The organism is Arthrobacter sp. TMP15 (assembly GCF_039529835.1).
Taxonomy (GTDB): domain Bacteria; phylum Actinomycetota; class Actinomycetes; order Actinomycetales; family Micrococcaceae; genus Specibacter.
Genome location: NZ_CP154262.1, coordinates 1,433,081 through 1,460,071 on the forward strand (window position 1 = coordinate 1,433,081; position 26,991 = coordinate 1,460,071).

A 26,991-nucleotide genomic window follows, 5' to 3' on the forward strand; every position below is an offset into this window, starting at 1 on the left:
TACATCTGTCTCTCGTTGCCGGTGTGAACTGGTGGCACCCTTGAATGGTCAGGTTGTTGGTATGTGGTCTTCAATGCAGGTTCGCCCCGGAATATGGGTGGGCTTCACCGATACCTCTGCTGGCAACCTGGCTTTTCATGTTAATGACGACCCGGATGGTGTGAAGCTCCGCAGGGCGTCCCTGGCCTCGAACGTGTGTCAGGACCTGGCTCAAGAGCTGCCAGCAAACCACAGTCCGGGTTTGGGTGGCAGCGCGCACCTGACCTATATGAACCAGGTGCATGGCAGTCATGTAGAGGTTATTGACGCAGCGGTTATTGACGCAGGGGGACCCCGCAGTGAGGCCCCCATGGCTGATGCTATGGTGCTGTGCTGTGCGGCTCCGAACAGTGCGGCTCCGAAGAATGCTGGCCCGCTTGGTGAAGAATCGGGCGGTGGTGAATTCATTGCAACCGGCCTCTCAGTCATGGTTGCTGACTGCGTCCCCGTGGTGTGCCTTGGCATGACCGCCACCGGTATTGCCGTCCTTGCCGTTGCTCACGCTGGACGGCCGGGGGTGGAGCAGGGTGTTATTGCCAACGTTGTAGCGCAGATGCGCGCTTCGGGAGCTGTTAACATCGAGGCCTGGCTTGGCCCCAGCATATGCGGGCGTTGCTATGAGGTCCCTGAAGCAATGCGCGCAACAGTCTCGCAGAAGGTTTTGGAAGCCTTTGCAAGCACATCCTGGGGAACGCCCGCACTAGACCTTCCCGCGGCGGTTCTGGCACAGTTGAGGAATGCCGGTGTGACGGGGCACCCATCTGGTATCTGCACCCTTGAAGATCAAAGGTACTTCTCGCATAGGCGTTCACAGCGGGACGGGGAGCCCGAAGGCCGGTTCATCGGCTTTATCGCCGCGGCTTCCGGGCTGTTTCACAACGCAGGCGAATAACACCCCCCCGAATCTATTTAGCAAGCACTGTGTGACCGGATGGAAAGAGCAACAGAGAATGACCTCGGAAGAAACCCGCACAGCGGAACTGGCCAGCAGTCTCACCGCCGTGAAGGAGCGGATCAATGCCGCCGCTGGGAATGAGCTCAAGCCCACGCTCATTGTTGTGACGAAGTTCCATCCAGCCTCTGACGTCCTAAGACTGCGGAGCTTGGGGGTTAGAGACGTTGGTGAAAATCGGGATCAAGAGGCTGCGGCAAAGGCTGGGCAGGTCAATGACCCTGACATGCGCTGGCATTTCATTGGACAAATGCAGACAAACAAGGCAAAGTCAGTGGCCGCCTACGCCCACGCCGTCCACTCTGTTGATAGGCCTTCGTTAGTGACATCTCTTGGCCGAGCCATGGCTGTGAGGCAGCAGGAAAACGGCAGGACGGATCTGCAGTGCTTTATTCAAGTGGACCTCTCGCAGGCCTACCCGGATCCAATCACCAGCGGCGCCGTTGGCCACGGCGGCAGGGGAGGGGTCGCGCCGTCGGGCATTGAGGAACTGGCAGAGCTGATTGCGAACACAAGCGGGCTCGCACTGGCAGGTCTCATGGCGGTTGCGCCACGAGGAGTCGCTCCGGAGCCGGCCTTTGAGTTGTTGGCCTCTGCCTCCGCGGCTTTGAAAGCCATACATCCGCGAGCTGGCGGGATCTCAGCTGGCATGAGTCACGATCTTGAAGCAGCGCTGGCCGTCGGGGCGACACACCTGCGTGTCGGTTCGGATATACTCGGCCCTCGTCCTGAGGTGCTGTAGCGTTTTGTATGTTGGCAACAACTTGTTTTACCGCACACGTACCGGAGAGAGTGCTTGTGCTTTGCAGACTAATGAGGAGCTACCATGGCTGGCGCTATGCGCAAGACAATGATCTTTCTTGGGCTCGCCGACGGTGACGAGCACTACGACGCGGAGCATGCTCCGTCCTTCTCCAGGGATGAAGAGAACGCGGAGACATATGAGCGTGATTCTGCGCCAGCTGTTGCCGCTGAAGCGACAACACCCAAAGCCGGCGACGAAGAGTATCGTGCGCCCGTGACCCCTATCAAGCGCGCCGCATCGAATCGGGAAGAGGCAGTCAGTTTGCGTCAAATCACCACCGTACATCCCCGATCCTATAATGATGCCAAAATCATTGGCGAGAGCTTCAGGGATGGCATACCTGTCATCATGAACGTCACGGACATGGGCGAAGCGGATGCCAAGCGACTGGTTGATTTCTCGGCTGGGCTGGTCTTTGGACTGCGTGGCTCTATTGAGCGCGTGACCAACAAGGTGTTTTTGCTATCCCCGTCATATATTGAAGTCCTTGGTGACGACAAGAAGATCTCGGACACCCAGGCGAGTTTCTTCAACCAAAGCTAAATCGTAGTCCCACACGTTTTAGAACTGCCCGGGCACTTTGTGCCCGGGCAGTTCGTTGTATGAGTTGCCAGCCGAATCATGGATGCGTGAGTTTGCTCCACCATGACGACTTGGCTGGTGCTGGGCTATTCTTAAAAACGACGTTTCAGATTTCATCCACTTAGGGATTGTGTGCACTCACGTGACAATTGTTTTTGCTCTTCTCTACCTGTTGCTGCTGCTCTACTTCCTCACGCTGCTATTGCGTATGGTGTTCGATTGGATACAGGTTTTTTCCCGTGATTGGCGGCCAAAGGGTGCCGCGCTCGTAGGCGCCTCGGTGGTGTATCGGATGACCGACCCGCCGCTTCGAAAGCTGCGGGCGATGATTCCTCCATTGCGTATCGGCTCAGTTGCCCTTGATATTGGCTTCATTTTATTGCTCGTTGCGGTGGGTATTGGGATGAGTGTCACAAAAAGTTTTGTCAGTTAGCGCCGCGTCGTTAGTTTTCGCCGACGAAAAGCTATATTGTAAAAAGCGATAGACCCCAAGTGCAGATCTCCAGATATGTATTCGGTACCGCAGTCGGAACGGTTTCGACCGGTTTCAGACTCACTAAGACCAATGAGGTGACCAGATGGCGCTTACGCCAGAAGACGTTGTCAACAAACGGTTCCAGCCGACCAAGTTTCGCGAAGGCTATGACCAGGACGAAGTCGACGATTTTCTTGACGAGATCGTCGTAGAGCTTCGCCGATTGCATCAAGAGAATGAGGACCTGCGCAAACAACTTGCACAGTCTTCATCCGACACTGGTGCAGTTCCCGCACAAGCGGCCCCGCTGCTTGCCAAGGAAGAAGTCGTAACGGAAGCGCCAGCCAAGGCTGAGCCTGAAGTTATTGAGCCTGTCAAGGCTGAGCCGGAGCCTGTTGTTGAGGAAGCGCCAGTAGTTGTAGCACCTGCCCCGGCAGTTGCTACAAACAACTCCGCTGAATCCGCTACCGGCGTTATCGCCCTAGCCCAGCGCCTCCATGACGAATACGTCAATGCAGGTGTTGAGCAGCGCGACAAGATCATTGCTGAAGCACAGATCGAAGCCAGCACGCTTGTCAACGACGCCCAGGAGAAGAGCCGTAAAACGCTCGGTGCCCTGGAACAGCAGCGTTCGGTGCTTGAGCGCAAGGTTGAGCAGTTGCGCGGATTTGAGCGCGACTACCGTTCACGCCTGAAGACCTACATTGAAGGTCAACTGCGTGATTTGGATGCTCGTGGTTCGGTGGCAGCACCGGACTTCGCCGAGGGCAACTCGGCATCCTAAGGAAAAACTAAAGACCGGTGGTGCAAGGAAACTTGTGCCACCGGTCTTTTTGTTTATTAACCTCAATAAAGTCTTTATGCTGCAATGGTTGTGGTTGGACGCGGTGGCTGGACCGAACGTGACCTGCGCGTCACGTTCTTGAAACGGCCACCTATAATTGAGAAGAACGTTTTGCCCAAGAACTAATGAAAGCACCATGAGCGAAAACTCTTTGCAGGACCGCACTACCGCACCGAAGTTCCTCCGGCGTTTCTGGTGGCTTTGGTTGGGATTTGCCGCCTTTGCCTATACTTGTGACCAAATGACTAAGTGGTGGGTTACCTCCACCATGATTGAGGGACAGAGAACTCCGGTGATCCCGGGCGTTCTGCAATGGTTCTTCATTCGCAACTCGGGTGCGGCTTTCTCGATCGGTGAAGATTTCACCTGGTTCTTCACCTTGATCATGGCAGCTGTGTCCATCACCATCATCATTTTGGCCCGTCGGATCGGCTCGGCTTGGTGGGCCATCGGCCTCGGTTTAGTCCTGGGCGGGGCATTAGGGAACCTGACCGACAGACTGTTCCGTCCGCCGTCGTTCGGCATGGGACACGTGGTTGACTTCATTTCCTTCCCCAACTTCGCCATCTTCAATATGGCAGATATGGGGGTTGTGGGCGGGGTCATAGCCATCTGTATTCTCACCCTCCTGGGAATTCCTTTGAGCGGGGTTAAGCCGGTGGACAGCGCGATAAAAGAAGAAGTCGCAGAAGAAAAAGTCGTGCGCTCAGAAGCAGACACGGAACTGGTTGTTGAGAACAATCCGGCCATTGCCGATACCGAAAGTGGAAAAAGGAACAATGACTGAAACGTTCACCGTTCCCGAGGACGTTGCAGGACGGCGGGCCGACGCCTCTCTGGCGGCCTTGCTGGGCATCTCACGATCCGCTGCGGCCCTGTTGTGCAACGAAGGGAATGTTCGCCAGAACGGCACTGCAGTTGGCAAGAGCGAGAAGTTCGTAGCCGGAGCCAGTGTAGAGGTTACTATTCCACAGCGCCGCGACCCACTCGAGGTTGTCGTTGAGGCTGTTGATGGTCTGAACATCTTGTTGGATGACGATGACTTCGTTGTGGTCGATAAGCCCGTTGGTGTTGCTGCGCACCCGTCGCCGGGATGGGTTGGCCCCACCGTTGTGGGTGGATTGGCAGCCGCCGGATACAACATTTCAACCTCCGGTGCCCAAGAGCGTGTCGGTATTGTGCATCGTTTGGATGTTGGTACATCCGGTGCCATGGTGGTGGCAAAAACCGAACACGCTTATACGGTCCTAAAGCAGGCTTTCCGGGAGCGGACTGTTGAGAAGATTTACCACGCCATGGTGCAGGGACTGCCCGATCCCTTAAAGGGCACTATCGACGCCCCCATTGGCCGGCACCCGGGCTATGACTGGCGTTTCGCCGTCATTGAAGACGGTCGCCCATCAATAACTCACTATGAGGTACTTGAAGCTTTTGGCAAGGCCTCTCTGGTGGAAGTGCATTTGGAGACGGGGCGGACCCATCAGATTCGTGTTCACTTCTCGGCGTTGCGCCACCCTTGTGCTGGTGACCTGACCTATGGGGCGGACCCGGCACTAGCGGCCGAGTTGGGCTTGACCCGGCAGTGGCTGCACGCCCACAAGCTAGGTTTCACGCACCCGTCATCGGGGGAGTGGGTTAGTGTCAGCAGCCCCTATCCGCTTGACCTGAGCTACGCTTTGGATCATCTGCGCGGGGATCACTAGCTCACTACCCCATCGCTCGCTCACTTCACGTTGTGTTTTGGCGTACGCTCGCTCACTAAGTGAGCGAGCGATGTGGGTTTAACGACGTGAAGTGAGCGAGCGATGGCCCAGGTGGGTGGGGCCGATCGGGTGTCGGGATTGCGGTGCGAAAATGCGTCGTAGAATAGTCCAGTGGCTAGCTCATCGACTGACAGTTTTGTCCATCTTCACAATCACACCGAATACTCCATGCTTGACGGCGCCGCGCGCCTGACCGAGTTATTCGATGAGGCCAAACGGTTAGAAATGCCTGCGTTGGCAACCACCGACCACGGTTACTTATTTGGTGCCTTCGACTTCTGGCAGAAAGCAACCAACGCCGGAATCAAGCCCATCATCGGTGTTGAAGCGTATGTAACCCCGGGAACGGCCCGCACCGATAAGACAAGGGTGAAGTGGCGCACCGACGAGTCCCAGCGCAGAGATGATATCTCCGGCGGTGGCTCCTATACGCACATGACGCTGCTCAGCTATAACAACCAGGGCATGCGGAACCTGTTCAGGGCCTCCTCCTTAGGATCCCTTGATTCCCCCATGGGCAAGTATCCCCGTCTTGACCGGGAGCTACTGAACGAATACCACCCGGGTCTGATAGCAACAACAGGTTGTCCCTCGGGCGAAGTACAAACTCGGTTGCGTCTTGGCCAATACAACGAGGCCAGGGCAGCAGCCTCTGAGTTTCAGGATATTTTCGGTGCAGAGAACTATTTCTGTGAACTCATGGATCATGGGTTGGAGATAGAACGGCGGGTAACAAAGGACCTGCTGCGACTCGCCAAGGAGCTGAAAATTCCCCTTGTCGCCACCAACGACCTGCACTACACCCACGAACACGACGCCAAGGCACACGAGGCACTTCTCGCGTTGCAATCGGGTTCCACCCTGACTGAGCCGACCTATGACGAGGGCGGCAAGCGTTTCGCATTCAGCGGCAGCGGCTACTACCTCAAGTCGGCAGCAGAAATGCGCTCCCTATTCTCGGAACTCCCGGAAGCTTGCGATAACACATTGCTGATTGCTGAGAGATGTGATGTCTCCTTCAACACTGAAGCAAACTACATGCCCAGGTTCCCCTGCCCGCCAGGAGAAGACGAAACATCCTGGATGGTCAAGGAAGTTGATGAGGGCCTGAAATACCGGTACCCGGCCGGAATCCCGGACGATGTCCGCAAGCAAGCCGATTATGAGCTGGATGTCATCATTCGCATGGGCTTCCCCGGCTATTTCCTGGTGGTTGCCGACTTCATCAACTGGTCAAAGAGCCAAGGTATTCGTGTTGGACCAGGGCGTGGTTCAGGTGCCGGCTCCATGGTTGCCTACGCCATGCGGATCACTGATCTTGACCCTCTGCGCCATGGCCTAATTTTTGAGCGGTTCCTGAACCCGGAACGTGTCTCCATGCCTGACTTTGACGTCGATTTTGATGATCGGCGCCGGCATGAGGTCATCAAGTACGTCACGGAAAAGTATGGTGATGAACGTGTTGCCATGATCGTCACCTACGGCAGCATTAAAACCAAGCAGGCTCTGAAGGACGCCTCACGCGTGCTTGGGCACCCTTTCAGCATGGGTGAAATGTTGACCAAAGCGCTGCCGCCGGCCGTGATGGCCAAAGACATCCTGCTCAACGACATTGAAAACCCCGAAGCTAAGCGTTATTCGGAGGCTGCGGATTTCCGCAACCTCATGAACTCCGATCCAGAGGCTGCGAAAGTCTTTGAGCTCTCAAAGGGTCTGGAAGGCCTCAAACGTCAGTGGGGTGTCCATGCCGCTGGTGTGATCATGAGTTCTGACCCCATCATTGACGTCATTCCCATCATGCGCCGTATCCAAGACGGTCAGGTCATCACCCAGTTCGACTACCCTACAAGTGAAGGCCTCGGCCTGATCAAAATGGACTTTTTGGGGTTGCGCAACCTCACGATCATCACCGATGCGCTGGAGAACATCAAAGCGAACAAAGGTATTGATCTTGATCTTGAGCGGCTGGAACTTGATGATGCGCCCTCTTATGAGCTTATGGCGCGCGGGGACACACTGGGCGTTTTCCAGCTTGACGGCGGACCCATGCGCGGGCTGCTTAAACTCATGCGCCCGGATAACTTTGAAGATATTTCCGCCGTCCTGGCGCTATATCGCCCCGGGCCAATGGGCGCCGATTCACACACGAATTATGCTCTGCGCAAGAACGGTCTGCAGCCCATCACGCCCATTCACCCGGAGTTGGAGGAGCCTCTCGCTGAAATCTTGGGTGGGACCTATGGCCTGATCGTGTACCAGGAACAGGTCATGTCCATTGCCCAGAAACTGGCCGGTTATTCGTTGGGGCGGGCAGACATCCTCCGCCGCGCTATGGGTAAGAAGAAAAAGTCTGAACTGGATAAACAGTATGAAGGCTTCCATCAAGGCATGCTCGACAACGGTTATTCGGACGCTGCCGTTGCCACGTTGTGGGCCATCTTGCTGCCTTTTTCCGACTATGCCTTCAACAAGGCCCACTCAGCCGCCTACGGGGTTATCAGCTACTGGACCGCGTATCTCAAAGCACACCACCCGGGCGAGTACATGGCTGCACTGCTGACAAGCGTTGGCGATGACAAGGATAAGTTGGCGCTGTACCTCAATGAATGCCGCCGCATGGGAATTACCGTCCTTGCCCCAGATGTCAATGAATCATCGCTAAACTTCACCCCCGTTGGGACGGACATCCGTTTCGGAATGGGTGCCATACGTAATGTTGGAGCCAACGTTGTCAATGGGTTGGTGGGTTCGCGGGTAGAGCGTGGAGACTTCGAGAATTTTTCTGACTTCCTCATGAAAGTTCCGGTGGTGGTATGCAACAAGCGCACCATTGAATCGTTGATTAAAGCCGGTGCTTTTGATTCGTTGGGTCATGCCCGACGAGCGTTGGCCATGATCCATGAAGAAGCAGTGGATTCGGTCATCATGATCAAGCGCAACGAGGCTGTTGGGCAATTCGACCTGTTTGCCGGTCTTGGCGGCGATGCCGAGCCGGAGTCTGCCCTTGTCACAGAGATCCCAGACCTGCCCGAATGGGAAAAGAAGGACAAGCTCGCGTTTGAACGGGACATGCTGGGTCTCTACGTCTCAGATCACCCGCTGCGCGGTCTTGAAGGAATACTAAGCCAAAACGCTGACATGTCCATCACCCAAGTCTTGGGCGACGACGGACCCCACGATGGACACATCATCACCATCTCCGGGATGATCACCAACTTGCAGCGCCGCATTGCCAAGAGCAGCGGGAACCCATACGCCCGCTGTGAGGTTGAGGATCTTGGGGGTTCCCTGGAGGTCATGTTCTTTGGCCAGGTATATGGTCCAATCGCCAACGTCCTTGCCGAGGATTTGATTGTGGTTGTCAAAGGAAGATTGCAAAAGCGTGACGACGGCGCGATTACTCTCAACGCGATGGAGCTTTCAGTCCCGGATCTTAGTGAGGGAATGTCCGGTCCGTTGGTGATTTCCATGCCCGAGCACAAAGCAAATGAGCAGGTACTCCTTGCCCTGAAACAGGTTTTAGGAGACCACCGCGGTAACACTGAAGTCAAAATGCATTTAGCTGGCAGCCGGGCTGTGAAAGTCATGAAGCTGCCACTGCATCACAGAGTCAATCCAACTCCGGCGCTTTTCGGTGACCTGAAGGTATTGTTGGGGTCCACATGTCTGGAAAGCTGATGCTGGCGGCAACGGGCGTTACGGTTAAGCGATGAGTGAGCATTCTTTACCAATAGCTAAAACGCAGCCAACTGCCAGTACGCTCGGCGGCGACGGCCCAGAGCCAGAGGTGGCTGCGCCGTTGCCTGCGCTCTCCTCGCACGCCCTCAGCAGCCGCAGCGCTCAACGGGTAGAGAATCACAAGCGCGCCTCCCAGCGTCTGCGCAGGTACAGGCGCAGCACCCAACGGCAGGCTCCGACTACGACAACCGGGGGTGTGTGGCGAGAGTGGCTTGGCTTCTCGGCCGTCACCGGTGTTGGAGCCGGTGTCCTTTGGTGGCTGTTGGCCCCGGGCGGAGCTTTTTATGGTGAGGGTAAGGACTTTGAGATATGGTTCCCGCGGGATGCAACCTTGAGTGGCTTGCTGCTGTTGGCGGGGATTCTTGCCGCAGTACTAGTTCACCGGGGACGCATGCGCTCATCCCGGCCAGCGGATTCTCCGGCTTCTTCATCGCAGGGAATACTGCTGTTGGCCGTAGCCGTGGGGGGCCTTGTTGGATCCGTCATTGCCTGGCGGGTAGGTGTTTTTGCCGGAGATTTGTTCCACACGCCGCCCAATAATATGACCAGCCCCAGCATGGTGTTTTCGCTGCGTTCAGCATCGGTGCTGATTTTGTGGCCAATGGCAAGTTTGTTGATTATTTTCATTTCCAATCTTCTCTCTTACGCGTTTGGTCCCGTTTCGGGGAATCCACGGGCTAGCATCGCCACCGATGCCCCCAACCTGCGGGGGACCGTTGGGCGGGGTCGCCGAAACAATGCAGGGTCTGAGCGGAAATAGCGGGTAAACTTAGATCTTGTGAGCAATCTTGAACCTTCAGTGTCCAGCACGGTAAGCACCAACCTGGCCGAGGCAACCGGCACGGCATATACTTCGCAGCTTGGATTGCACCGCATCGACCTGCGGGGCCGCACTCTAACCTTGGCCGAACTAAAAAGTGCTGTTCCGCGGACAGACCAATCCACTGTGTCCACGGCGGAGTCAACTGTCCGGGGGATCATTGCGCAGGTGCGCGAACACGGGCATGCGGCATTGGCTGCGCTTGCCAAGAAGTTCGACGGCGTGACCCAGGAACACCCCCGGGTCCCCACCGCAGCCCTTGCCCACGCTCTTGAAACGCTGGACCCAAAGGTCCGCGCCGCGCTGGAAGAATCCATTGCCAGGGCAAAGGCTTTTGCACAAGCACAAAAGCCGGCAGACATTCATTATCCGGTGGCCAGCGGCGCCGTAATATCTCAGCGCTGGGTTCCTGTCTCACGTGTAGGTATGTACGTCCCCGGTGGTCTGGCACCGCTGGCATCGTCTGTGATCATGAACGCTGTGCCCGCCCAAAGTGCCGGAGTTAGTTCGGTAGCTTTGGCCTCACCGCCACAGAAGGAAAACGGGGGACTGCCGGATAAGACCATTCTGGCAGCTGCCGCCCTGCTCGGCATTGAAGAGGTCTACGCAATGGGTGGGGCGCAGGCAATCGCTGCGTTTGCCTATGGTGTTGCGCAAGGAAGCAGCGCGAATGGCGGTGGGGAGTCTGTAGACCCTGTTGACGTTGTGACGGGTCCGGGCAATATTTTTGTGGCCACTGCCAAACGTCTCGTCAAGGGAGTGGTTGGCATTGATTCCGAAGCGGGCGCCACAGAGATCGCCGTCTTAGCCGATGAGAGTGCCAATCCGGCTTTCGTTGCCGCCGATTTGATCAGCCAAGCAGAGCACGATCCGAACGCTGCCTCAGTGTTGGTTACACCATCAGTGGAGTTCGCGGACGCCGTGGAACACGAATTGCTGCGACAAGTTGGCCTAACCCGGCACCGCGAGCGTGTAGAAACCGCCCTGGGCGGCCCGCAGTCCGGCATCGTCTTGGTTGATGACCTAGAGCAGGGCGTTGCCGTCTGCAACGCCTACGCGGCCGAGCACCTCGAAGTCGTCACTGAAAATGCAGTAGAAGTGGCGGCGCGAATCACCAGCGCAGGGGCAATCTTTGTGGGTGACTACAGTCCCGTGAGTTTAGGGGACTATTGTGCGGGGTCCAACCATGTGCTGCCAACAAGTGGAACTGCCGCGTTCTCCTCAGGATTGAACGTCACTACGTTCCTGCGTGCCATACAGGTCATTAACTACAACAAGGAAGCTCTCGCACAAGTAGCGGAGCATGTCATCACCTTGTCCAATACCGAAGGACTGCCGGCACACGGGGACGCTGTGGCGGTGCGTTTTCACAGCTAGCACCGTCCCTGTAGTGTCGGTAACAGCAACAGTGCGCCAACATGAGCGCGAAACGCTCAAAAGTGTGCGTCAGGTAATTATTATTTGTACTTTGCTCCTCTTAGACTGGGGGCACCAAGAGACGAAGGGATCCGCATGTACTGCCCGTTCTGCCGTAATCCCGACTCGCGGGTGGTTGATTCCCGCCTCTCCGATGACGGCTCATCCATCCGCCGTCGCCGGCAATGCACCGAATGCGGGCGTCGTTTCAGCACAGTAGAAACGGCCAGCCTCTCAGTGTCCAAACGGTCAGGAGTCGCTGAGCCATTTAGCCGCAGCAAGATCATCAGTGGGGTGCGCAAAGCATGCCAGGGCCGACCCGTTACTGATGACGATCTGGCTGTGCTGGCCCAAGAAGTAGAAGAGTCAATCAGGGCCAGTGGCGCGGCCGAAATCGAGGCCAATGATGTGGGCCTCGCCATTTTGGCTCCGTTGAGGCGCCTTGACTTGGTGGCATATCTTCGATTCGCAAGCGTCTACCAGGCCTTTGAGTCGCTGGAAGACTTTGAAGGTTCAATTGCCACGCTGCGCAGCGAGAATGCAGCAGCAACGGCTGCTGCAGCTGGTGCGGTACAAAGCCAAACTCTCCACGACGGAAGCCAAAGCTAAAGCCGTAGCGTCAGCTGGAGCCCACTGACACTACGGCTTTAGTTGCATCGTGTCCACAATTGCGTTGCGGGCGGTTATTTAGTGAGTTTGAAATGTACGGCTGCCTGCAGCGCCCCGCCAACAATTCCGGCATTATTTTTCAACTCGGCCGTGATGATCTTGGTGCGTAACTTCAGTTTTGGCAAGTAGTCTTCACTGCGTTTTGAAATGCCGCCGCCAATAATGAACAGCTCAGGGGAGAACAGAAACTCTACGTGTGAGAAGTAGCGTTGGAGTCGGAGCGCGTATTCATCCCAGCTCAGGTCATCTCGTTGCCGTGCGCTGGCCGACGCTTGGGTCTCAGCGTCGAAGCCATCCAACTCCAAATGACCAAGTTCAACGTTGGGGACAAGCTTGCCATTGAAAATGAACGCCGAGCCTATGCCTGTGCCTAGAGTGATGACAAGAACTGTACCCTTGATGCCCTGACCCGCTCCGTAGCGGGCTTCGGCCAGACCTGCAGCGTCGGCGTCATTCATGACCTGAACGTCGCGGCCAAGTTCCTTGGTGAAGATCTCATCGACATTGGCGTCGATCCAGGACTTGTCCACGTTGGCTGCCGAACGAGCTACGCCGTGGGAGATGATCGCTGGAAAAGTGATGCCAACAGGTGCATCGTCTTTGGGTGCATCAGGGCGGGTTGAGAGTTCATCAACAACGGCCTTTACCACCTTGGCAACAGCTTGGGGAGTTGATGGCGTGGGGGTGTCGATCCTGAAACGGTCTCCTACTATGGTGCCGGTTTCTAAATCAACAATGCCGCCTTTGATACCGGTGCCGCCAATATCGATGCCAATGACAGTTGTTGGGTGTGAGTGCTTCTTAGACATTCGGGCTCCAGAGATAGAAGTTTTCGGTTCAAATTCGAGTCAGGTACTAAAGGTCTGGCAGGAAGGCGCTGCGCGTGTAATGGGCTGGGATAGTTGCTTGGGCTAGGGCAGCGTCAGGACTTCGGCGCCGGTGGCCGTGACAACCATGGTGTGTTCAAACTGGGCAGTGCGTTTACGGTCACGGGTAACAACCGTCCAGTCATCGCTCCACATGTCCCACTCGATACTGCCAAGGGTGAGCATCGGTTCGATGGTGAACACCATTCCCTCCTCGATGACAGTGCTGTAAGCGGGTGCAGCGTCATAATGCGGAATAATTAAACCCGTATGAAAGGCCTCGCCCACACCATGACCGGTGAAGTCACGCACCACACCATAGCCAAAGCGTTTGGCATATGCAGAGATGGCTCGCCCAATGACATTGATCTGACGTCCTGGCGCCACAGCGCGGATGGCACGGTTCAGTGATTCCTGCGTCCGTTCAACCAGCAGACGAGACTCCTCATCGACATTGCCAACGGTGAACGTGGCGTTGGTGTCGCCATGGACGCCGTTTTTAAACGCCGTGATATCTATGTTGATGATGTCCCCGTCTTCTACAACAGTGCTGTCAGGTATACCGTGACAGATCACCTCGTTGATGGATGAACACAGCGACTTGCGAAAACCCCTGTACCCAAGCGTTGACGGGTAAGCCATGTTATCAAGCAGGAACTCGTGCCCTATCCGATCCAAGGAATCGGTGGTCACCCCAGGGACAATATGTTTGCCAACCTCCACGATGGCTTGGGCAGCAATCTTGGAAGAGATGCGAATCTTTTCTAGAGTTTCCGCATCCTTCACCTCCGAACCCTTGAACGGTGCCGGGCCGGCTTTGCCCACGTATTCGGGGCGGGGGATGGACTGTGGTACGGCCAGCTCGGGGCTGATGATACCGGGAACGAGCTTGCCCAGTGGGGCCGTGGTTGCAGTGGAAGACATAAAGCCATCCTATAAGTTTTTGTCTACGGCGGCAGCCGTAGCCCCTGTAAGTGAACCTGCACGGCCTAAGATGGCAACTGTTGGATTGACCCCGCACAGAGTTGGAGAGCAACATGGCCAAATATTGGTACAACGTGGAAACTCATGAAGTTGAAAAGAATGCACAGTCAGGGTGGAAGTCCTTGATTGGACCCTATGAAACCCGCGAGGAAGCCCAGCAAGCCCTCGCTAAGGTCCAAGAACGCAATGAGATTGCTGATGCTCTTGAAGAAGAAGAAGACTAGTTACCGAACTTTCATCTTTTGCTCCGGTCGTGCCTCGTGCAAGAGTTCAGGTGCTAGAAGGTGTGTTCCGGGCCGGGGAACACACCTGTGCGCACCTCATCGGCAAACTCGCGAGCGGCGTCGGCCAGGACGGTGCGCATTTGCGCATACTGTTTCACGAATTTGGCCATCTTCCCTGTCCGTAGTCCCGCCATATCCTGCCATACCAGTACCTGCCCGGTTGTTGAATTCCCGGCACCGATACCCACAGTTGGCACAGTGAGAGCGGCGTCTACAGCGGCGGCCGTGACGGCCGGGACCATTTCCATCAGCACACAGAACGCGCCGGCGTCAGCTAGCGCCACCGCGTCCTCGATCAAGGCTTGAGCCATATCACCGCGACCCTGCACCCGGTACCCGCCAAGTACGTGCTCACTTTGCGGTGTGAAGCCAATGTGAGCCATCACGGGGATGCCAGCCTGGGTCAACGCACGCACAGTTGGTGCGTAATACGCCCCACCTTCCATTTTGACGGCATGGACCAGCCCCTCTTTCATCAGCCGCACCGAGGAGGCGATGGCTTGCTCGGGGGACTGTTCATAACTGCCAAAGGGGAGATCGGCAACCACCAGTGCCCGTTTAGACCCAGCCGTCACTGCACGGGAGAGAATAATCATTTCATCCAAGGTAATGGGCAGCGATGTTTCATTGCCAAGGACGTTATTTGACGCCGAATCCCCAATGAGCAGTACTTCGATACCGGCTTCATCGAAAATCTGTGCCGTGTACTGGTCGTAGGCGGTGAGCATGGCGAATTTCTCGCCAGCACGTTTGGCGGCCTGCAAATGGTGTGTGCGGATTTTGTGTGCTGTGGGCGGGATGCCAGCTGGTGACCCGGCTGGTCCAGCTGATGCAGTGGCGCCGGCACCATTGCCGTAGGGTGCTGCCAGTTCAGCTGTGTCGGACGCGCTGGAAATGGACGCAACGGAAATGGACGCAGCGGAATCAGACACAGAGGAATCAGACACAGCGGAATCAGGAATGTTCGTGGGTGACATGCTCCCAGCCTATTACGACTCGTGTGGTGAAGTCGGCACGTTGAGACGGAGGCAAGCATGAAAGCGCGGAAATTTCCTTGTTTGTGACATCGTGCGACGGTGTTTTGGAAAAAGTTGCAGCACTAGTTTTGAAAAAAACACAGGCACGAACACGTGGCGTTGCAGATAGCCGAACTGGCTGCTCTGGCTGGCAGGAGAACTTGCCCCGACGTAACGGCGGATGTCAAAGCTTGGGTACAACCGCCCCGCTAGTAGAGTGGGCATTGCAGGGAAAGCACCTGCCCGTAAACCCTTCCGTCGTCTGAGCAGAATCGTTGCCAGCGCCGGGGCGCCACAGGAAGAGGCCCGTACATGAACCGTCAGCAAGAATTTGTGTTGCGCACCATCGAAGAGCGTGACGTGCGGTTTGTTCGCCTCTGGTTCACCGACGTGGTGGGCAGCTTGAAATCGGTGGCACTGGCCCCCGCCGAGGTGGAAGGTGCTTTTGAAGAAGGCCTCGGTTTTGACGGTTCCGCGATCGAAGGCCTAGCCAGAGTTTTTGAGTCGGACATGCTGGCTCAACCTGACCCATCAACCTTTCAGATCCTGCCGTGGCGCGGGAATGGACATACGGAGCAGACCTCACGCATGTTTTGCGATATTCTGACCCCCGACGGCGAACCCTCCGCCGCTGATCCCCGCAACGTTCTCAAACGGACGTTGGAGAAGGCAGCGGATATGGGATTCACCTGTTACACCCACCCCGAGATCGAGTTCTATCTACTTAAATCCGATAAGCCGGGCCCGGATGGCATCCCCATCCCCGTAGACCATGCCGGCTACTTTGACCATGTCCCCGGAGGCGTGGCACAGGACTTCCGGCGCACTGCCGTAACAATGCTTGAAGACGTGGGCATCTCCGTTGAATTTAGCCACCATGAAGGTGGTCCCGGCCAAAATGAGATAGACCTGCGATACGCGGATGCCTTGGCAACAGCAGATAACATCATGACGTTTCGGACCGTGATCCGCGAGGTTGCTATTAAGCAGGGGACGTACGCCACGTTCATGCCCAAACCGTTCTCAGATCACCCGGGGTCGGGGATGCACACACATTTCTCCTTGTTTGAGGGCGATACGAACGCGTTCCATGAGCCGGGTGCCGAGTATCAAATGTCTAAAACAGCGCGCCAGTTCATGGCCGGCGTACTCAAGCACGCCCCCGAGTTCACCGCCGTCACGAATCAATTCGTCAACTCATACAAACGTTTGTGGGGAGGCGGGGAGGCCCCTAGCTATGTCTCCTGGGGTCACAACAACCGATCCGCTTTGGTTCGTGTGCCGTTGTACAAGCCGGGCAAGGGACAAGCCTCACGGTTGGAATACCGTGGTATTGATTCAGCCGCGAACCCATATCTGGCCTTTTCAGTGCTGCTAGGGGCAGGCTTGAAAGGGATCGAGGAAGATTACGAACTTCCACCTGCAGCTGTAGAGGACATCAGTGCCCTGACAAGTGGCGAACGCCGCGCCTTGGGGCACGATCCGCTGCCCTCAAGCCTCCACGATGCTGTGCGCCAAATGGAAGAGTCCGAACTTCTGCCGGAGATTCTTGGTGAGCAGGTCTTTGAGAACTTCCTGCGGAATAAGCGGGCAGAGTGGCAGGACTACCGGCTTCAAGTCACACCCTACGAACTCAGCCGCTACCTGGGAGTGCTTTAAAAACTGTCATGAGTTCGTTAACACGCACGCTTATCACCCGTGGTTTCACCGATCTGGAAACTTGTGAGAGGTTCCTAGGTTTTTCCGAACTGGCCGGGCTGGACCAGGGGGAGCTGCTGAACGCCTTGGCGGTGGCAGACAATCCCGATCTGGCCTTGCAGTCCTTGGTGCGTTTGCTTAGCGCCGTGCCTGAAAGCCGCGAGAAGTTGAACGTGGTGGATCCGGAATCCGGGGAGTTGGTCTCCAATGAGCCGCTGTTCAGACTTTTAGGTGCTTCGGAAGCGCTGGCAGATTTTCTCATGCGCCATCCCGAACACTTGGACGTCGTTGACGCTGTTGCCGTGCTTGAACCGGTTGCCGTAGATGCTGAGGTGCTGCGGGAGTCCCTGTTGCGTGCGGTAGGTGCGGACCCGGCCTCGGAGATGCCAACTGCGGAACTGGTAGGAACCGACGCGCGGATAGCCCTACGCAGTCAATACCGTAGACACCTGTGCGAACTCACGATGCGAGACTTAGGCGCAGCCTCGCCGCAATCCCTTATGCCGATGATTGGTGCGGAGTTGGCAGATCTGGCTGCGGCCGCCGTTGAAGCGGCTCTGGCCGTTGCCCGCACAGAAGTCGGGGTCGCCTTCGGCGCGCAGAAGGTGGCTGCGCTCCGGTTTGCCGTGATTGGTATGGGCAAGTGCGGGGCGCGGGAACTGAACTATATTTCAGACGTGGACGTCATGTATGTGGTGGCCACCAACGAGCCCGTCAGCAGCACTGCGGATGTCCCGGATGAGGCGAAAACGCAGGTGGTGGATGCCCCTGCCAGCATTGACGAGGCAGAGGCTGCACGCTTGGGTAATGCCTTAGCTGGTGCGCTAACTAGGACTATTTACTCGCCCGAACGTGAGCCAGGGCTGTGGGAGGTTGACGCAAACCTGCGCCCCGAAGGAGCTGACGGACAGTTGGTGCGTAGCCTGGATTCATATGTGGCGTATTACCACCGTTGGGCGGAAAGCTGGGAGTTCCAGGCGCTACTGAAGGCGCGGGCGATGGCCGGGGACAAAGAGCTGGGGAAAGCTTTCGAGGATGCCATTGAACCGATGATTTGGGCCTCTTCAGAGCGGGAAGGCTTTGTTGAGTCGGTTCAGGCGATGCGTCGGAGAGTCACGGCCAACATTCGTGATGATGAGGCAGAGCGCCAAATTAAGCTTGGTAACGGGGGCTTGCGCGATGTGGAGTTTACTGTTCAGCTTCTACAACTTGTGCATGGGCGAACCGATACCAGCATCAGGTCCCGGGCAACAACGACAGCGATCGATGAGCTGACTAAAGCTGGCTATATTGGCAGAACCGATGCTGCACTGCTGCTGAACCACTACACGTACCTGCGGGTATTGGAGCATCGAATACAGCTGGTGCAAATGCGCAGGACGCACACCATGCCGACCGCTCCTGACCAATTACGTGCATTGGCGCGGGCTCTGGCCGGGCCGCTGAGTACAAAGCGGCCAAGCGCCGAATCGTTATTGTCAGACTGGGCCAAGGTCAAACGCTCAGTCAACTCCTTGCATAAGAGGATTTTTTATCGTCCCATTCTGGCCACGGCCGCGCATCTCAGTGTTGAAGACGCGGCGTTGACAACGGGTGCGGCACGGGCCCGGCTGGCCGCGCTGGGCTATCGCGATACCGCCGGGGCCACCAGACACATTGAGGCGCTCACTGCCGGAGTGAGCCGCCGGGCGGCTTTGCAACGGCAGTTACTACCTGTGCTTCTTGGCTGGCTGGCCGACGGCGTTGACCCAGACGCCGGTTTGCTGGCGTTCCGGCGAGTCAGTGATGCATTAGGTACCTCGCATTGGTATTTGGGCATGCTGCGGGATCATCAAGCTGCAGCCGAACGCCTGTGCCACTTACTCTCAAGTTCACGCCTGGTCAGTGACCTTCTTGAAGTCTCTCCCGAAGCGACGGCATGGTTGGGCAGCTCCAAGGACTTAAAACCGGAGAGTTTTCAGGCTCAATGGACAGAAATCCAAGCAACCATCTCCCGCCATGGCGAAGCAACAGGAGCTATTCGCCTGATCAGGCTGATTAGGCAACGCGAAATTCTGCGGATTGCTATCGCAGATTCCTGCGGACTGCTCAGCCAGGACGAGGTTTCCGCGGCGTTGAGTGATGCTGACAAAGCAACAGTTTTAGGTGCCCTGCGCATTGCGGAGAAGGAGGTGTACGCAGACCAGGAAGTCCTGACGAAGGTGCTGGTTGTTGCCATGGGCCGTCAGGGAGGACGAGAAATTGGTTATGGCTCAGATGCGGATGTGTTGTTCGTACACAAGCCTGTTGGAGACCTCAGCGAAGAACAGCTCAGGGAAGCAAATAAACAGGCCATGGCGATTGGGCAGAAGCTGACAGCCCTGTTGACTGCCCCCGTGCGCCCGGCCATCAAGGCTGAGCGGGTACTGCGTATTGATGCCGATCTACGGCCCGAAGGACGTAATGGTCCACTTGTCCGTTCTTTGGAGGCATACCGGGGGTATTACGCGCGCTGGTCATCGGCATGGGAAGCCCAAGCCTTGCTGCGCGCGTTGCCCATGGCAGGCTGTGACGATTTGGCGCAGGAGTTTGTGTCCATGGTGGACCCCATCCGCTACCGACGCACGCTTTCAGAAACCGATACGCGAGAGATCAAGCGCTTGAAGGCTCGGATGGAATCTGAACGGTTGCCTCGCGGTGCCGATCCGGCCAGGCACGTAAAGTTGGGGCGGGGCGGGCTCAGCGACGTTGAGTGGCTGGTTCAGCTGTGGCAGCTCCAGCATGCCCATGCTCATCCTGAGCTGCGTACAACTCAAACCTTGCCAGCGCTGCATGCCGCGAAGGATCTTGGGTTTGTGGATGAGGGCGAAGCGGAGCTTTTGGAAGCGGCGTGGCGGTTGGCGGGAAAGATCCGCAATGCCAACGTCATGTGGACAGGCAACTCCTCGGACATGCTGCCATCTGCCAGGGGAGACTTGGAAGCCGTGGCCAGATGGTGCGGTTATGAACCGGGTAATGCCGCTACTTTTGAGGACGACTACCTAAGTCTCACCCGCCGTACCAGGGCAGTCTTTGAACGCCTGTATTACGGCTGAGTGGGGTCCTGCCCTGAATAATGTGGACTAGTTTCAGCGCACCTTTTCTGCCAGTGCCCGGGCGTGGGAGAGCATGGTGACAACGGCCGCCCCTGTCACCAACGCTCCGTCCTGCACGAATCTTTCCTCACGCCCTGTGAGAACCTCTATCAACCTGCCCTTCCACAAGGCCAGCAAATCGGCATGTTCGGCCAGGGGAGCGAGGTTGTGCATTTCCTCGGGATCATTACTGAGATCAAAGAGCTCCTCCGAGCCCCATTCTGAAGCCCACAGGTACTTCACCTTCCCATCGGTGACCCATTGCAGGGACTGGCCAAAGTAGACATGTTCGCCATGCAGCCATTGCCGCCACGGCTCCTCTTCCGGTATGGGGCAAGAGCCGCCGGGATCGGTACTATTGCGTACAAATCTGGCTAGTGAGCGCCCGTCACAGGATGCGGGGATCGGCACGTCGGCGAGTTCCAGCAACGTGGGCATGATGTCGCGCAGCTCAACTACTTCCTCAACAACGCCGCCACGTTTCGCAACAGGATCATTGGGGGCAGGAACCACAATGAGGGGCACCCGTGCGGAACCTTCATAGCCAACAGATTTGCGGTAAAAATCATGGTCTCCGAGCATCTCACCGTGATCTGACGTAAAAGCGATAACCGTGTCATCGGCAAGCCCAAACTCTCCTAATGCTTCAAAAACGCGCATCAGTTGCAGGTCAATGTGGGTCATTAGTCCGTAATATCCGGCCCTGGCCCTGTGGGTCACCGCCTCTGGTAGCGTGCCAAATGACAATTGGTGGTTACCGTTGGTGCGCAGGGACTCATAGTGGTGCTCCCAATCACCAACACGGCGCTTAAAGGCCGGCAAATCAAGGTACATGTCCAAGGCCCATGCGGGAGGATCGTAAGGCGGGTGGGGGCGGTGGAAGGAAAGGTAAAGGAAGAACGGGACTGTGGGATCTCGCCGGTAGAGCCACTCAACGGCCTGTGTGCACGTCCATGACGTAGGGTGCAAACGTTCTGCTTTGTCCCACGGCCGGGCTACGGTGGAATTGCATCCGGCACCATGGTCAAAGTATTCCTCATCTGGGCTCACACCGGGTTGGCGGCGCAACCATGGGACGTAGTCGTCGAAGAACTTAAAGTCGCGTTTGTGTTCCTTGCGGGCAAAGTGCAGGAATCCGTCGTGCAAGATGACATCCTCGAAGCCCACACGGCTGCGTTCCGGGTACACATGCAGTTTCCCAATGGCCTGAGTTTGATACCCGGCTTTCTTAAACTCTCCTTGCATGGTGATGGGGTGGAGATCAGTAAAATTCACACCTTCCTGGTATCCCACCCTGCCGTGGCGTTCCTGAGATTGGCCCGTGAACAATGCCACGCGAGCTGGTACACACGTGGGTGTGGCGGAATAGGCATGCCGGAACCGGGCACCTCGAGAAGCAAGTTCATCAAGGTGTGGAGTTTGGACATAGGGGTGAGCCTCCGCCCCCAAACAGTCCCCACGCCACTCGTCGACGCAAATCAGGATCACATTGGGCTTGTTCATGTTCTTCTTTCACGGGACGCTCACACGGGGAAAGTAATCGAAACCACATTCAGCATAGGTGAAAGGCCACCCCAAGGCTCGTTAGGTGCTGCCACACGGACCCGCCAAAGAGGGCCAGGTTATGTCCAAGAGTGCTGTAGTCTCGCGTGAACCCGCCAAAGGCTGTAACGTCTTTTGGGTACTTCATTCGGCCCAGGAGGGGCGAAACACTGTTGTGAGGGAAAATTTATGCTTAGGCTTCCACCCATACGGCGGCGCAGAGGTGGCATTTTTGCCACTCTGGCCGCCTTTTTTACTGTAGCAATCATGCTTTTCGGGATCGGCGGGGCCTCAGCGTTGAGCGCATCGGCCGCTCCTGCCACCCCGGCAAATGTTATTTCCGCACCCACAAAAGCGCTCCAAGGCGATGTTAAAGGCAAGACCTTTTCAATTGCTACTGACACCACTTTTGCCCCGTTTGAGTTCCGGGACGGGAGCGGTGAGCTGGTCGGTATCGACATGGACCTGCTGCGGGCCATTGCCGTAGACCAAGGCTTCGAAGTGGATATTAAATCACTGGGCTTTGACGCTGCATTGCAAGCGCTGCAGTCCAACCAGGTGGCGGGCGTTATTGCCGGCATGTCCATTACGGATGAGCGGAAGCAGATCTTTGACTTCTCCGCACCTTACTTTGACTCCGGCGTGCAAATGGCGGTCGCCACTAACAACGGCGAGATCACTTCCTATGCGGATCTGAAAGGCAAGACTGTCACAGCTAAGCGTGGCAGTGAAGGCGAGTCCTTTGCTAACTCGATTAAGGCTGAGTACAACTTTACGGTAAAGGCTTTGGCTGATTCGGCCACTATGTACGACGACGTTAAAGCAGGCAACTCTGTGGCAGTCTTCGATGACTACCCGGTGCTGGCCTACGGTGTCAGCCAGAATAATGGCCTGAAAATCGTTACGGACAAAGAACAGGGCAGCTCCTACGGATTTGCCGTTAACAAGGGCCAAAACCCGGAACTGCTAGCCGCCTTTGACGCTGGTCTGAGCAACTTGAAGGCCAATGGCGAGTACGACAAGATTCTCGACAAATACCTGGCTAAGTCCGAAGTTGCCGAACAGGTCAGCTTTTTGCAACTCGTCAAGGATAGTTTTCCAGCCCTGATGAAGGGGCTATGGCTGACAATGGTCGCCACGGTGCTCTCATTGGCCATTGCGCTGGTACTGGGTATCCTCTTTGGATTCTTCAAGGTGGCCGAGAGCAGGATTCTGCGCGGCATTGCCACGACGTACGTTTCTATCTTCCGTGGAACTCCGCTGCTAGTCCAAGCGTTCTTCTTCTACTTTGGTTTGCCGCAGATGACAGGGCAGCCAATCGATGTTCTCAGTGCCGGCGTTTTGACACTGAGTCTTAACGCTGGTGCCTATATGACAGAGATTGTCCGTGGCGGCATTCAATCCGTTGACCCTGGACAATTGGAAGCCAGCCGCAGCCTGGGCTTAGGGTACGTCACCTCCATGCGCCGTGTAGTGGTGCCGCAGGCTGTGAAGATTATGACGCCGTCGTTCATCAACCAGTTCGTCATCACGCTCAAGGACACCTCGTTGCTGGCCGTCATTGGCTTCGCGGAGCTGACGTATCAGGGCCAACAGATTTACGCGTCCAACTTCCGCACGGGTGAGACACTGCTGATTGTGGCGGCTCTGTACTTTATTGTGATCTCGATCTTGACCCAGCTTTCCAACGCTTTGGACAGGAAGTTCAACAAATGAGCGAAAAAAACGCGAAAATCAGTGTCCGTCAACTGAAGAAGTCGTTTGGCTCCAATGAAGTCCTCAAAGGCTTGGACGTTGATATTGCCGAAGGCGAGGTGGTATGCGTAATTGGGCCATCAGGTTCGGGTAAATCAACGTTCCTGCGCTGCCTGAACAAGCTTGAGGACATTACTGCCGGTACTGTCACGATCAGCGGTGTTGACCTGACCGATGCAGACGTTGATTTGAACACCGTCCGGGCAAACATTGGCATGGTCTTTCAGCACTTCAACCTGTTCCCGCACATGTCAGTGATCCAAAACATCATGCTGGCGCCGGTGGAACTCAAGAAATTGGACAAGGCCGGGGCAAGGGCTCAGGCGATGAAGCTGCTTGAACGGGTTGGGCTTGTCGAGAAAGCCGATGCTCGGCCGGCATCGCTTTCCGGCGGGCAGAAACAGCGTGTGGCCATTGCACGTGCCCTGGCTATGAACCCCGACATCATGCTCTTCGATGAGGCTACCAGCGCTTTGGACCCGGAAATGGTCGGGGAGGTGTTGGCGGTTATTCGCGATCTGGCCGCCGAGGGCATGACAATGGTGGTAGTCACGCATGAGATGGGCTTTGCTCGCGAAGTGGCTGACAGGGTTGTCTTCATGGACGAGGGGCTTATCTGCGAGGAAGGCACTCCGGAAGAAATGTTCTCAAACGCCCAGCAGCCGCGATTGCAGGATTTTCTGGCCAAGGTTCTCTAGCGGGAGCGCAAAGGTGGCCGGCCAGTGGGCTGGCCACCTTTTGCGTGTAGATTTATTGGTTGGGCGCACCACGCCGGCACAACAGTTTAGGAGCGTATGTGATGGACATGCAGGGCATCCTCGATGGCATCGTTGATCATGTTGCACCCCTGTGCGAACGAGGAGAAGTAGCGGCCTACATTCCCAGTTTAAGTAAAGTACCGCGGGATAAATTTGGCATCTGTGTGGCCATGTCCGATGGGACAGTGTATGGGGCAGGGGACTGGCAGGAGCCGTTTTCCATTCAAAGTATTTCCAAAGTTTTTTCATTGGCTCTAGTGATGTCCTATGACTACGATTCGATCTGGCGGCGAGTTTTCCGGGAGCCCTCAGGGACACCCTTTAACTCCATGGTTCAGCTAGAAGCCGATCGGGGTATACCGCGGAACCCTTTTATCAATGCTGGTGCTCTGGTTGTCACAGACAGGCTATTGACTCTCACAGGTGATGCTGCCGGTTCGGTACGCGGGCTTGTGCGCAGGGAATCAGGATCTGCTGACGTTGATGTGGATGCGGTGGTGGCGGCCTCAGAATCGGGACACGGTCACCGGAACGCTTCAATGGCGCATTTGCTGGCCAGCTACGGCAACCTTGAGAACCCGGTTGAGGACGTTCTGGCTAACTACTTCGACCAGTGCGCCCTTGAAATGAGCTGTGAGGACCTAGCCAAGGCATCACTGTTCCTAGCCCGTCATGGCGTCTCTTCGGGCGGTACACCGTTCCTGAGCCCCAATCAAAGCAAGCGTGTCAACGCTGTGATGCTCACTTGTGGCACCTATGACGCTGCGGGGGAGTTTGCCTACCGTGTGGGTGTGCCATGCAAAAGCGGTGTGGGCGGCGGTATCGTAGCCATTGTTCCTGGCCGCTGCTCGGTCACCGTATGGGGCCCTGCGCTGGGCCCCAACGGTAATTCAATGGCAGGCATTGCGGCGTTGGATGAGTTCACCGCCCGTACCGACTGGTCCATTTTTTAGGTTTTTTTACTCTGCATTTTCACTGTTTTCTGCGGTGAGAGAGGTGATCTCACTGCTCCACTGCACTCACAGGTAATTCACAGCTTGAATAAGTAGCGTGGAAATCGTCACCAGTTGGATTGATCTTTAAGGAGGGCCCCATGGGACTCGGAGATAAAATTAGCAACAAGGCAGAGGAAATGACCGGCAAGGTCAAGGAAACTACCGGAGATGCAACCAATAACGAGAAGCTTCAGGCAGAAGGCGTTGCAGATCAGGCTTCGGCGAAAACCAAGCAGGCCGGTGAGCACGTCAAGGATGCTGCTAAGGACGTTTTCGATAAGTAAGCACTAGATATTGCTTACGTCTTGACGTTTGATAGGCAAAGTCAGGGGCCGGAACATTACGTTCGGGCCCCTGACTTTTTTTATTTCCCAAGAACGCGCCGCAACGGTTAGGGCGGGCCCAGAACTGCTGCCTACCCTAACCGCTGCGGCGTGTTCTGGTTAGCAGCTGTAGTAGAGCTCAAACTCGTACGGGTTTGGGCGCAGTTGCAGCGGCTTGATCTCGTATTCGCGCTTGTAGTCGATCCACGTGTCAATCAAATCCTGCGTGAATACGCCACCGGCCTGCAAGAAGTCGTTGTCGTTTTCCAAGGCGATAAGCGCCTCTTCCAGAGACTCAGGTGCCTTGGGAATGTCCTTGGCTTCTTCCGGGGGGAGCTCGTACAGGTCCTTGTCAATGGGCGCCGGCGGTTCGATCCGGTTCTTGATGCCGTCAAGACCAGCCATCAGCTGGGCGGAGAAGGCCAGATACGGGTTCGATGAGGCGTCAGGTGCACGGAACTCCAAGCGCTTGGCTTTCGGGTTCGAGCCGGTGATCGGGATGCGGATACCCGCCGAGCGGTTACCCTGCGAGTACACCATGTTCACCGGGGCCTCAAAGCCCTTCACCAAACGGCGGTAGGAGTTCACTGTGGGGTTGGTGAAGGCCAGCACAGCATCGGCGTGCTTGAGCAGCCCGCCAATGTACCAGCGCGCCATGTCGGACAGGCCGGCGTAGCCCTTCTCGTCGTAGAATAATGGATCGCCATTGCTCCACAGTGACTGGTGGCAGTGCATGCCGGATCCGTTGTCACCAAAGACGGGCTTAGGCATGAACGTTACTGACTTGCCCCAGGCCCAGGCCGTGTTCTTAATGATGTATTTGAACTTCTGCAGATCGTCGGCAGAATGCACCAGCGTGTTGAACTTGTAATTGATTTCGGCCTGACCGGCCGCACCAACTTCGTGGTGGGAGCGCTCAACTTCAAGGCCGGCAGCATCCATTTCAAGGCACATGGCGTCACGCAGATCAGCCTGGTGGTCAATGGGGGCCACCGGGAAGTAGCCGCCCTTTTCTGGCGTCTTGTAGCCTAAGTTGCCGCCTTCTTCTACCCTGCCCGTGTTCCAGTAGGCCTCTTCGGAGTCGATCTTGTAGAAGGATCCTTTTGCGGAGGACTCGTACTGGACATTGTCAAAGACAAAGAATTCGGCCTCGGCACCAAAGAAGGCTGTGTCTGCAATGCCTGTTGAGGCCAGGTAGGCCTCTGCCTTCTCGGCAACACCACGAGGATCGCGGTGGTAAGGATCTCCGGTACGCGGGTTGACGATGGAGAAATTCAACGCCAGCGTCTTCTCCAAACGGAACGTGTCAATAAAAGCGGTCTTAGGGTCCGGGATCAGCTGCATGTCTGACTCTGCGATGCCCTGGAAGCCGCGGATGGAGGAACCATCGAACAGCTGACCGTTGACGAAAAAATCAAGGTCAACAGTTTTGGCAGGCACGTTGAAGTGCTGCTGGACACCGGGCAGATCTGTGAATCGGATATCGACGAACTTAACATCTTCGTCTTTGATGAACTGGAGGACTTCTTCCGCGTTCTTGAACATTTACGCTCC

At 56.3% G+C, this 26,991-nt stretch carries 23 protein-coding genes; 18 read left to right on the forward strand and 5 right to left on the reverse strand.

Annotation, left to right across the window (positions count from 1 at the left end):
* The first annotated feature begins 61 nt into the window (after nt 1–61).
* From AAFM46_RS06260 to nrdR, 11 genes are all read left to right on the forward strand, one after another.
* Nucleotides 62–931 carry a polyphenol oxidase family protein gene (locus tag AAFM46_RS06260; RefSeq protein WP_343320066.1) on the forward strand — a complete coding sequence of 290 codons (870 nt, stop codon included), beginning with the start codon at nt 62–64 and terminating at the stop codon, nt 929–931.
* 58 nt (nt 932–989) lie between these two features.
* Nucleotides 990–1,733 (forward strand): alanine racemase, encoded by a 744-nt coding sequence (locus tag AAFM46_RS06265; RefSeq protein ID WP_283531562.1) that lies wholly within the window; start codon nt 990–992, stop codon nt 1,731–1,733.
* 84 nt (nt 1,734–1,817) lie between these two features.
* Nucleotides 1,818–2,339, forward strand: coding sequence for a cell division protein SepF (sepF, locus tag AAFM46_RS06270; protein ID WP_343320067.1), 522 nt, complete (start codon nt 1,818–1,820; stop codon nt 2,337–2,339).
* Between the two features lie 181 nt (nt 2,340–2,520).
* Nucleotides 2,521–2,811: a YggT family protein gene (locus AAFM46_RS06275; RefSeq protein WP_283531560.1), complete on the forward strand. Its 291-nt coding sequence runs from the start codon at nt 2,521–2,523 to the stop codon at nt 2,809–2,811.
* 145 nt (nt 2,812–2,956) lie between these two features.
* Nucleotides 2,957–3,637: a DivIVA domain-containing protein gene (locus AAFM46_RS06280; protein WP_283531559.1), complete on the forward strand. Its 681-nt coding sequence runs from the start codon at nt 2,957–2,959 to the stop codon at nt 3,635–3,637.
* 196 nt (nt 3,638–3,833) lie between these two features.
* Nucleotides 3,834–4,484 (forward strand): signal peptidase II, encoded by a 651-nt coding sequence (lspA, locus tag AAFM46_RS06285; protein WP_343320069.1) that lies wholly within the window; start codon nt 3,834–3,836, stop codon nt 4,482–4,484.
* Nucleotides 4,477–5,400 carry an RluA family pseudouridine synthase gene (locus AAFM46_RS06290; RefSeq protein WP_283531557.1) on the forward strand — a complete coding sequence of 308 codons (924 nt, stop codon included), beginning with the start codon at nt 4,477–4,479 and terminating at the stop codon, nt 5,398–5,400. Before lspA ends, AAFM46_RS06290 begins: the two co-directional genes overlap by 8 nt.
* Nucleotides 5,401–5,571: 171 nt before the next feature.
* Complete coding sequence (dnaE, locus tag AAFM46_RS06295; protein ID WP_283531556.1) at nt 5,572–9,138, forward strand: DNA polymerase III subunit alpha; 3,567 nt, start codon at nt 5,572–5,574, stop codon at nt 9,136–9,138.
* Between the two features lie 31 nt (nt 9,139–9,169).
* A complete protein-coding gene (locus tag AAFM46_RS06300) occupies nt 9,170–9,958 on the forward strand; it encodes a hypothetical protein (RefSeq protein WP_283531555.1) in 789 nt (262 codons plus the stop codon).
* A 63-nt stretch (nt 9,959–10,021) separates the two neighbouring features.
* The gene (gene hisD, locus AAFM46_RS06305; RefSeq protein ID WP_283531664.1) at nt 10,022–11,395 is read left to right on the forward strand and encodes a histidinol dehydrogenase; all 1,374 of its coding nucleotides are present in this window, start codon (nt 10,022–10,024) and stop codon (nt 11,393–11,395) included.
* Nucleotides 11,396–11,530: 135 nt separating this feature from the next.
* Entirely contained in the window at nt 11,531–12,043 is a 513-nt protein-coding gene (nrdR, locus tag AAFM46_RS06310) for a transcriptional regulator NrdR (RefSeq protein ID WP_283531554.1), read from the forward strand.
* Nucleotides 12,044–12,117: 74 nt separating this feature from the next.
* Here the strand turns inward: nrdR and AAFM46_RS06315 are convergent, their stop codons facing one another.
* The gene (locus AAFM46_RS06315) at nt 12,118–12,912 is read right to left on the reverse strand and encodes an ROK family protein (protein ID WP_283531553.1); all 795 of its coding nucleotides are present in this window, start codon (nt 12,910–12,912) and stop codon (nt 12,118–12,120) included.
* Nucleotides 12,913–13,014: 102 nt separating this feature from the next.
* Entirely contained in the window at nt 13,015–13,893 is an 879-nt protein-coding gene (gene map / locus AAFM46_RS06320; RefSeq protein ID WP_283531552.1) for a type I methionyl aminopeptidase, read from the reverse strand.
* 113 nt (nt 13,894–14,006) lie between these two features.
* Between map and AAFM46_RS06325 the strand changes: the two genes are divergently transcribed.
* Nucleotides 14,007–14,177, forward strand: coding sequence for an SPOR domain-containing protein (locus AAFM46_RS06325; protein ID WP_283531551.1), 171 nt, complete (start codon nt 14,007–14,009; stop codon nt 14,175–14,177).
* Between the two features lie 53 nt (nt 14,178–14,230).
* Here AAFM46_RS06325 and panB read toward each other — a convergent pair whose 3' ends face one another.
* Complete coding sequence (panB, locus tag AAFM46_RS06330; protein ID WP_343320389.1) at nt 14,231–15,148, reverse strand: 3-methyl-2-oxobutanoate hydroxymethyltransferase; 918 nt, start codon at nt 15,146–15,148, stop codon at nt 14,231–14,233.
* A gap of 417 nt (nt 15,149–15,565) precedes the next feature.
* Here panB and AAFM46_RS06335 point away from each other — a divergent pair, with 417 nt between their 5' ends.
* Together AAFM46_RS06335 and AAFM46_RS06340 are read left to right on the forward strand one after the other, a co-directional pair.
* Nucleotides 15,566–16,912, forward strand: coding sequence for a glutamine synthetase family protein (locus AAFM46_RS06335; RefSeq protein ID WP_283531550.1), 1,347 nt, complete (start codon nt 15,566–15,568; stop codon nt 16,910–16,912).
* Between the two features lie 8 nt (nt 16,913–16,920).
* On the forward strand, nt 16,921–20,025 hold the full coding sequence (locus AAFM46_RS06340) for a bifunctional [glutamine synthetase] adenylyltransferase/[glutamine synthetase]-adenylyl-L-tyrosine phosphorylase (protein WP_283531549.1): 3,105 nt from the start codon (nt 16,921–16,923) through the stop codon (nt 20,023–20,025).
* Nucleotides 20,026–20,058: 33 nt separating this feature from the next.
* On the opposite strand, the gene AAFM46_RS06345 is transcribed toward AAFM46_RS06340, so the two are convergent.
* Nucleotides 20,059–21,567: an arylsulfatase gene (locus AAFM46_RS06345; protein ID WP_343320071.1), complete on the reverse strand. Its 1,509-nt coding sequence runs from the start codon at nt 21,565–21,567 to the stop codon at nt 20,059–20,061.
* Between the two features lie 306 nt (nt 21,568–21,873).
* On the opposite strand from AAFM46_RS06345, the gene AAFM46_RS06350 reads away from it, so the two are divergent.
* The 4 genes from AAFM46_RS06350 to AAFM46_RS06365 all read left to right on the forward strand — a co-directional run bounded on the left by AAFM46_RS06350 (nt 21,874) and on the right by AAFM46_RS06365 (nt 25,398).
* Nucleotides 21,874–23,322: an amino acid ABC transporter substrate-binding protein/permease gene (locus tag AAFM46_RS06350; protein WP_343320072.1), complete on the forward strand. Its 1,449-nt coding sequence runs from the start codon at nt 21,874–21,876 to the stop codon at nt 23,320–23,322.
* Nucleotides 23,319–24,059 (forward strand): amino acid ABC transporter ATP-binding protein, encoded by a 741-nt coding sequence (locus AAFM46_RS06355; protein WP_283531546.1) that lies wholly within the window; start codon nt 23,319–23,321, stop codon nt 24,057–24,059. The genes AAFM46_RS06350 and AAFM46_RS06355 overlap by 4 nt, the downstream gene beginning before the upstream one ends.
* 101 nt (nt 24,060–24,160) lie before the next feature.
* Nucleotides 24,161–25,072: a glutaminase gene (locus AAFM46_RS06360; protein ID WP_283531662.1), complete on the forward strand. Its 912-nt coding sequence runs from the start codon at nt 24,161–24,163 to the stop codon at nt 25,070–25,072.
* A 140-nt stretch (nt 25,073–25,212) separates the two neighbouring features.
* On the forward strand, nt 25,213–25,398 hold the full coding sequence (locus AAFM46_RS06365; protein WP_283531545.1) for a CsbD family protein: 186 nt from the start codon (nt 25,213–25,215) through the stop codon (nt 25,396–25,398).
* Nucleotides 25,399–25,557: 159 nt separating this feature from the next.
* Here AAFM46_RS06365 and glnA read toward each other — a convergent pair whose 3' ends face one another.
* A complete protein-coding gene (glnA, locus tag AAFM46_RS06370; RefSeq protein ID WP_283531544.1) occupies nt 25,558–26,982 on the reverse strand; it encodes a type I glutamate--ammonia ligase in 1,425 nt (474 codons plus the stop codon).
* Nucleotides 26,983–26,991: the final 9 nt, after the last annotated feature.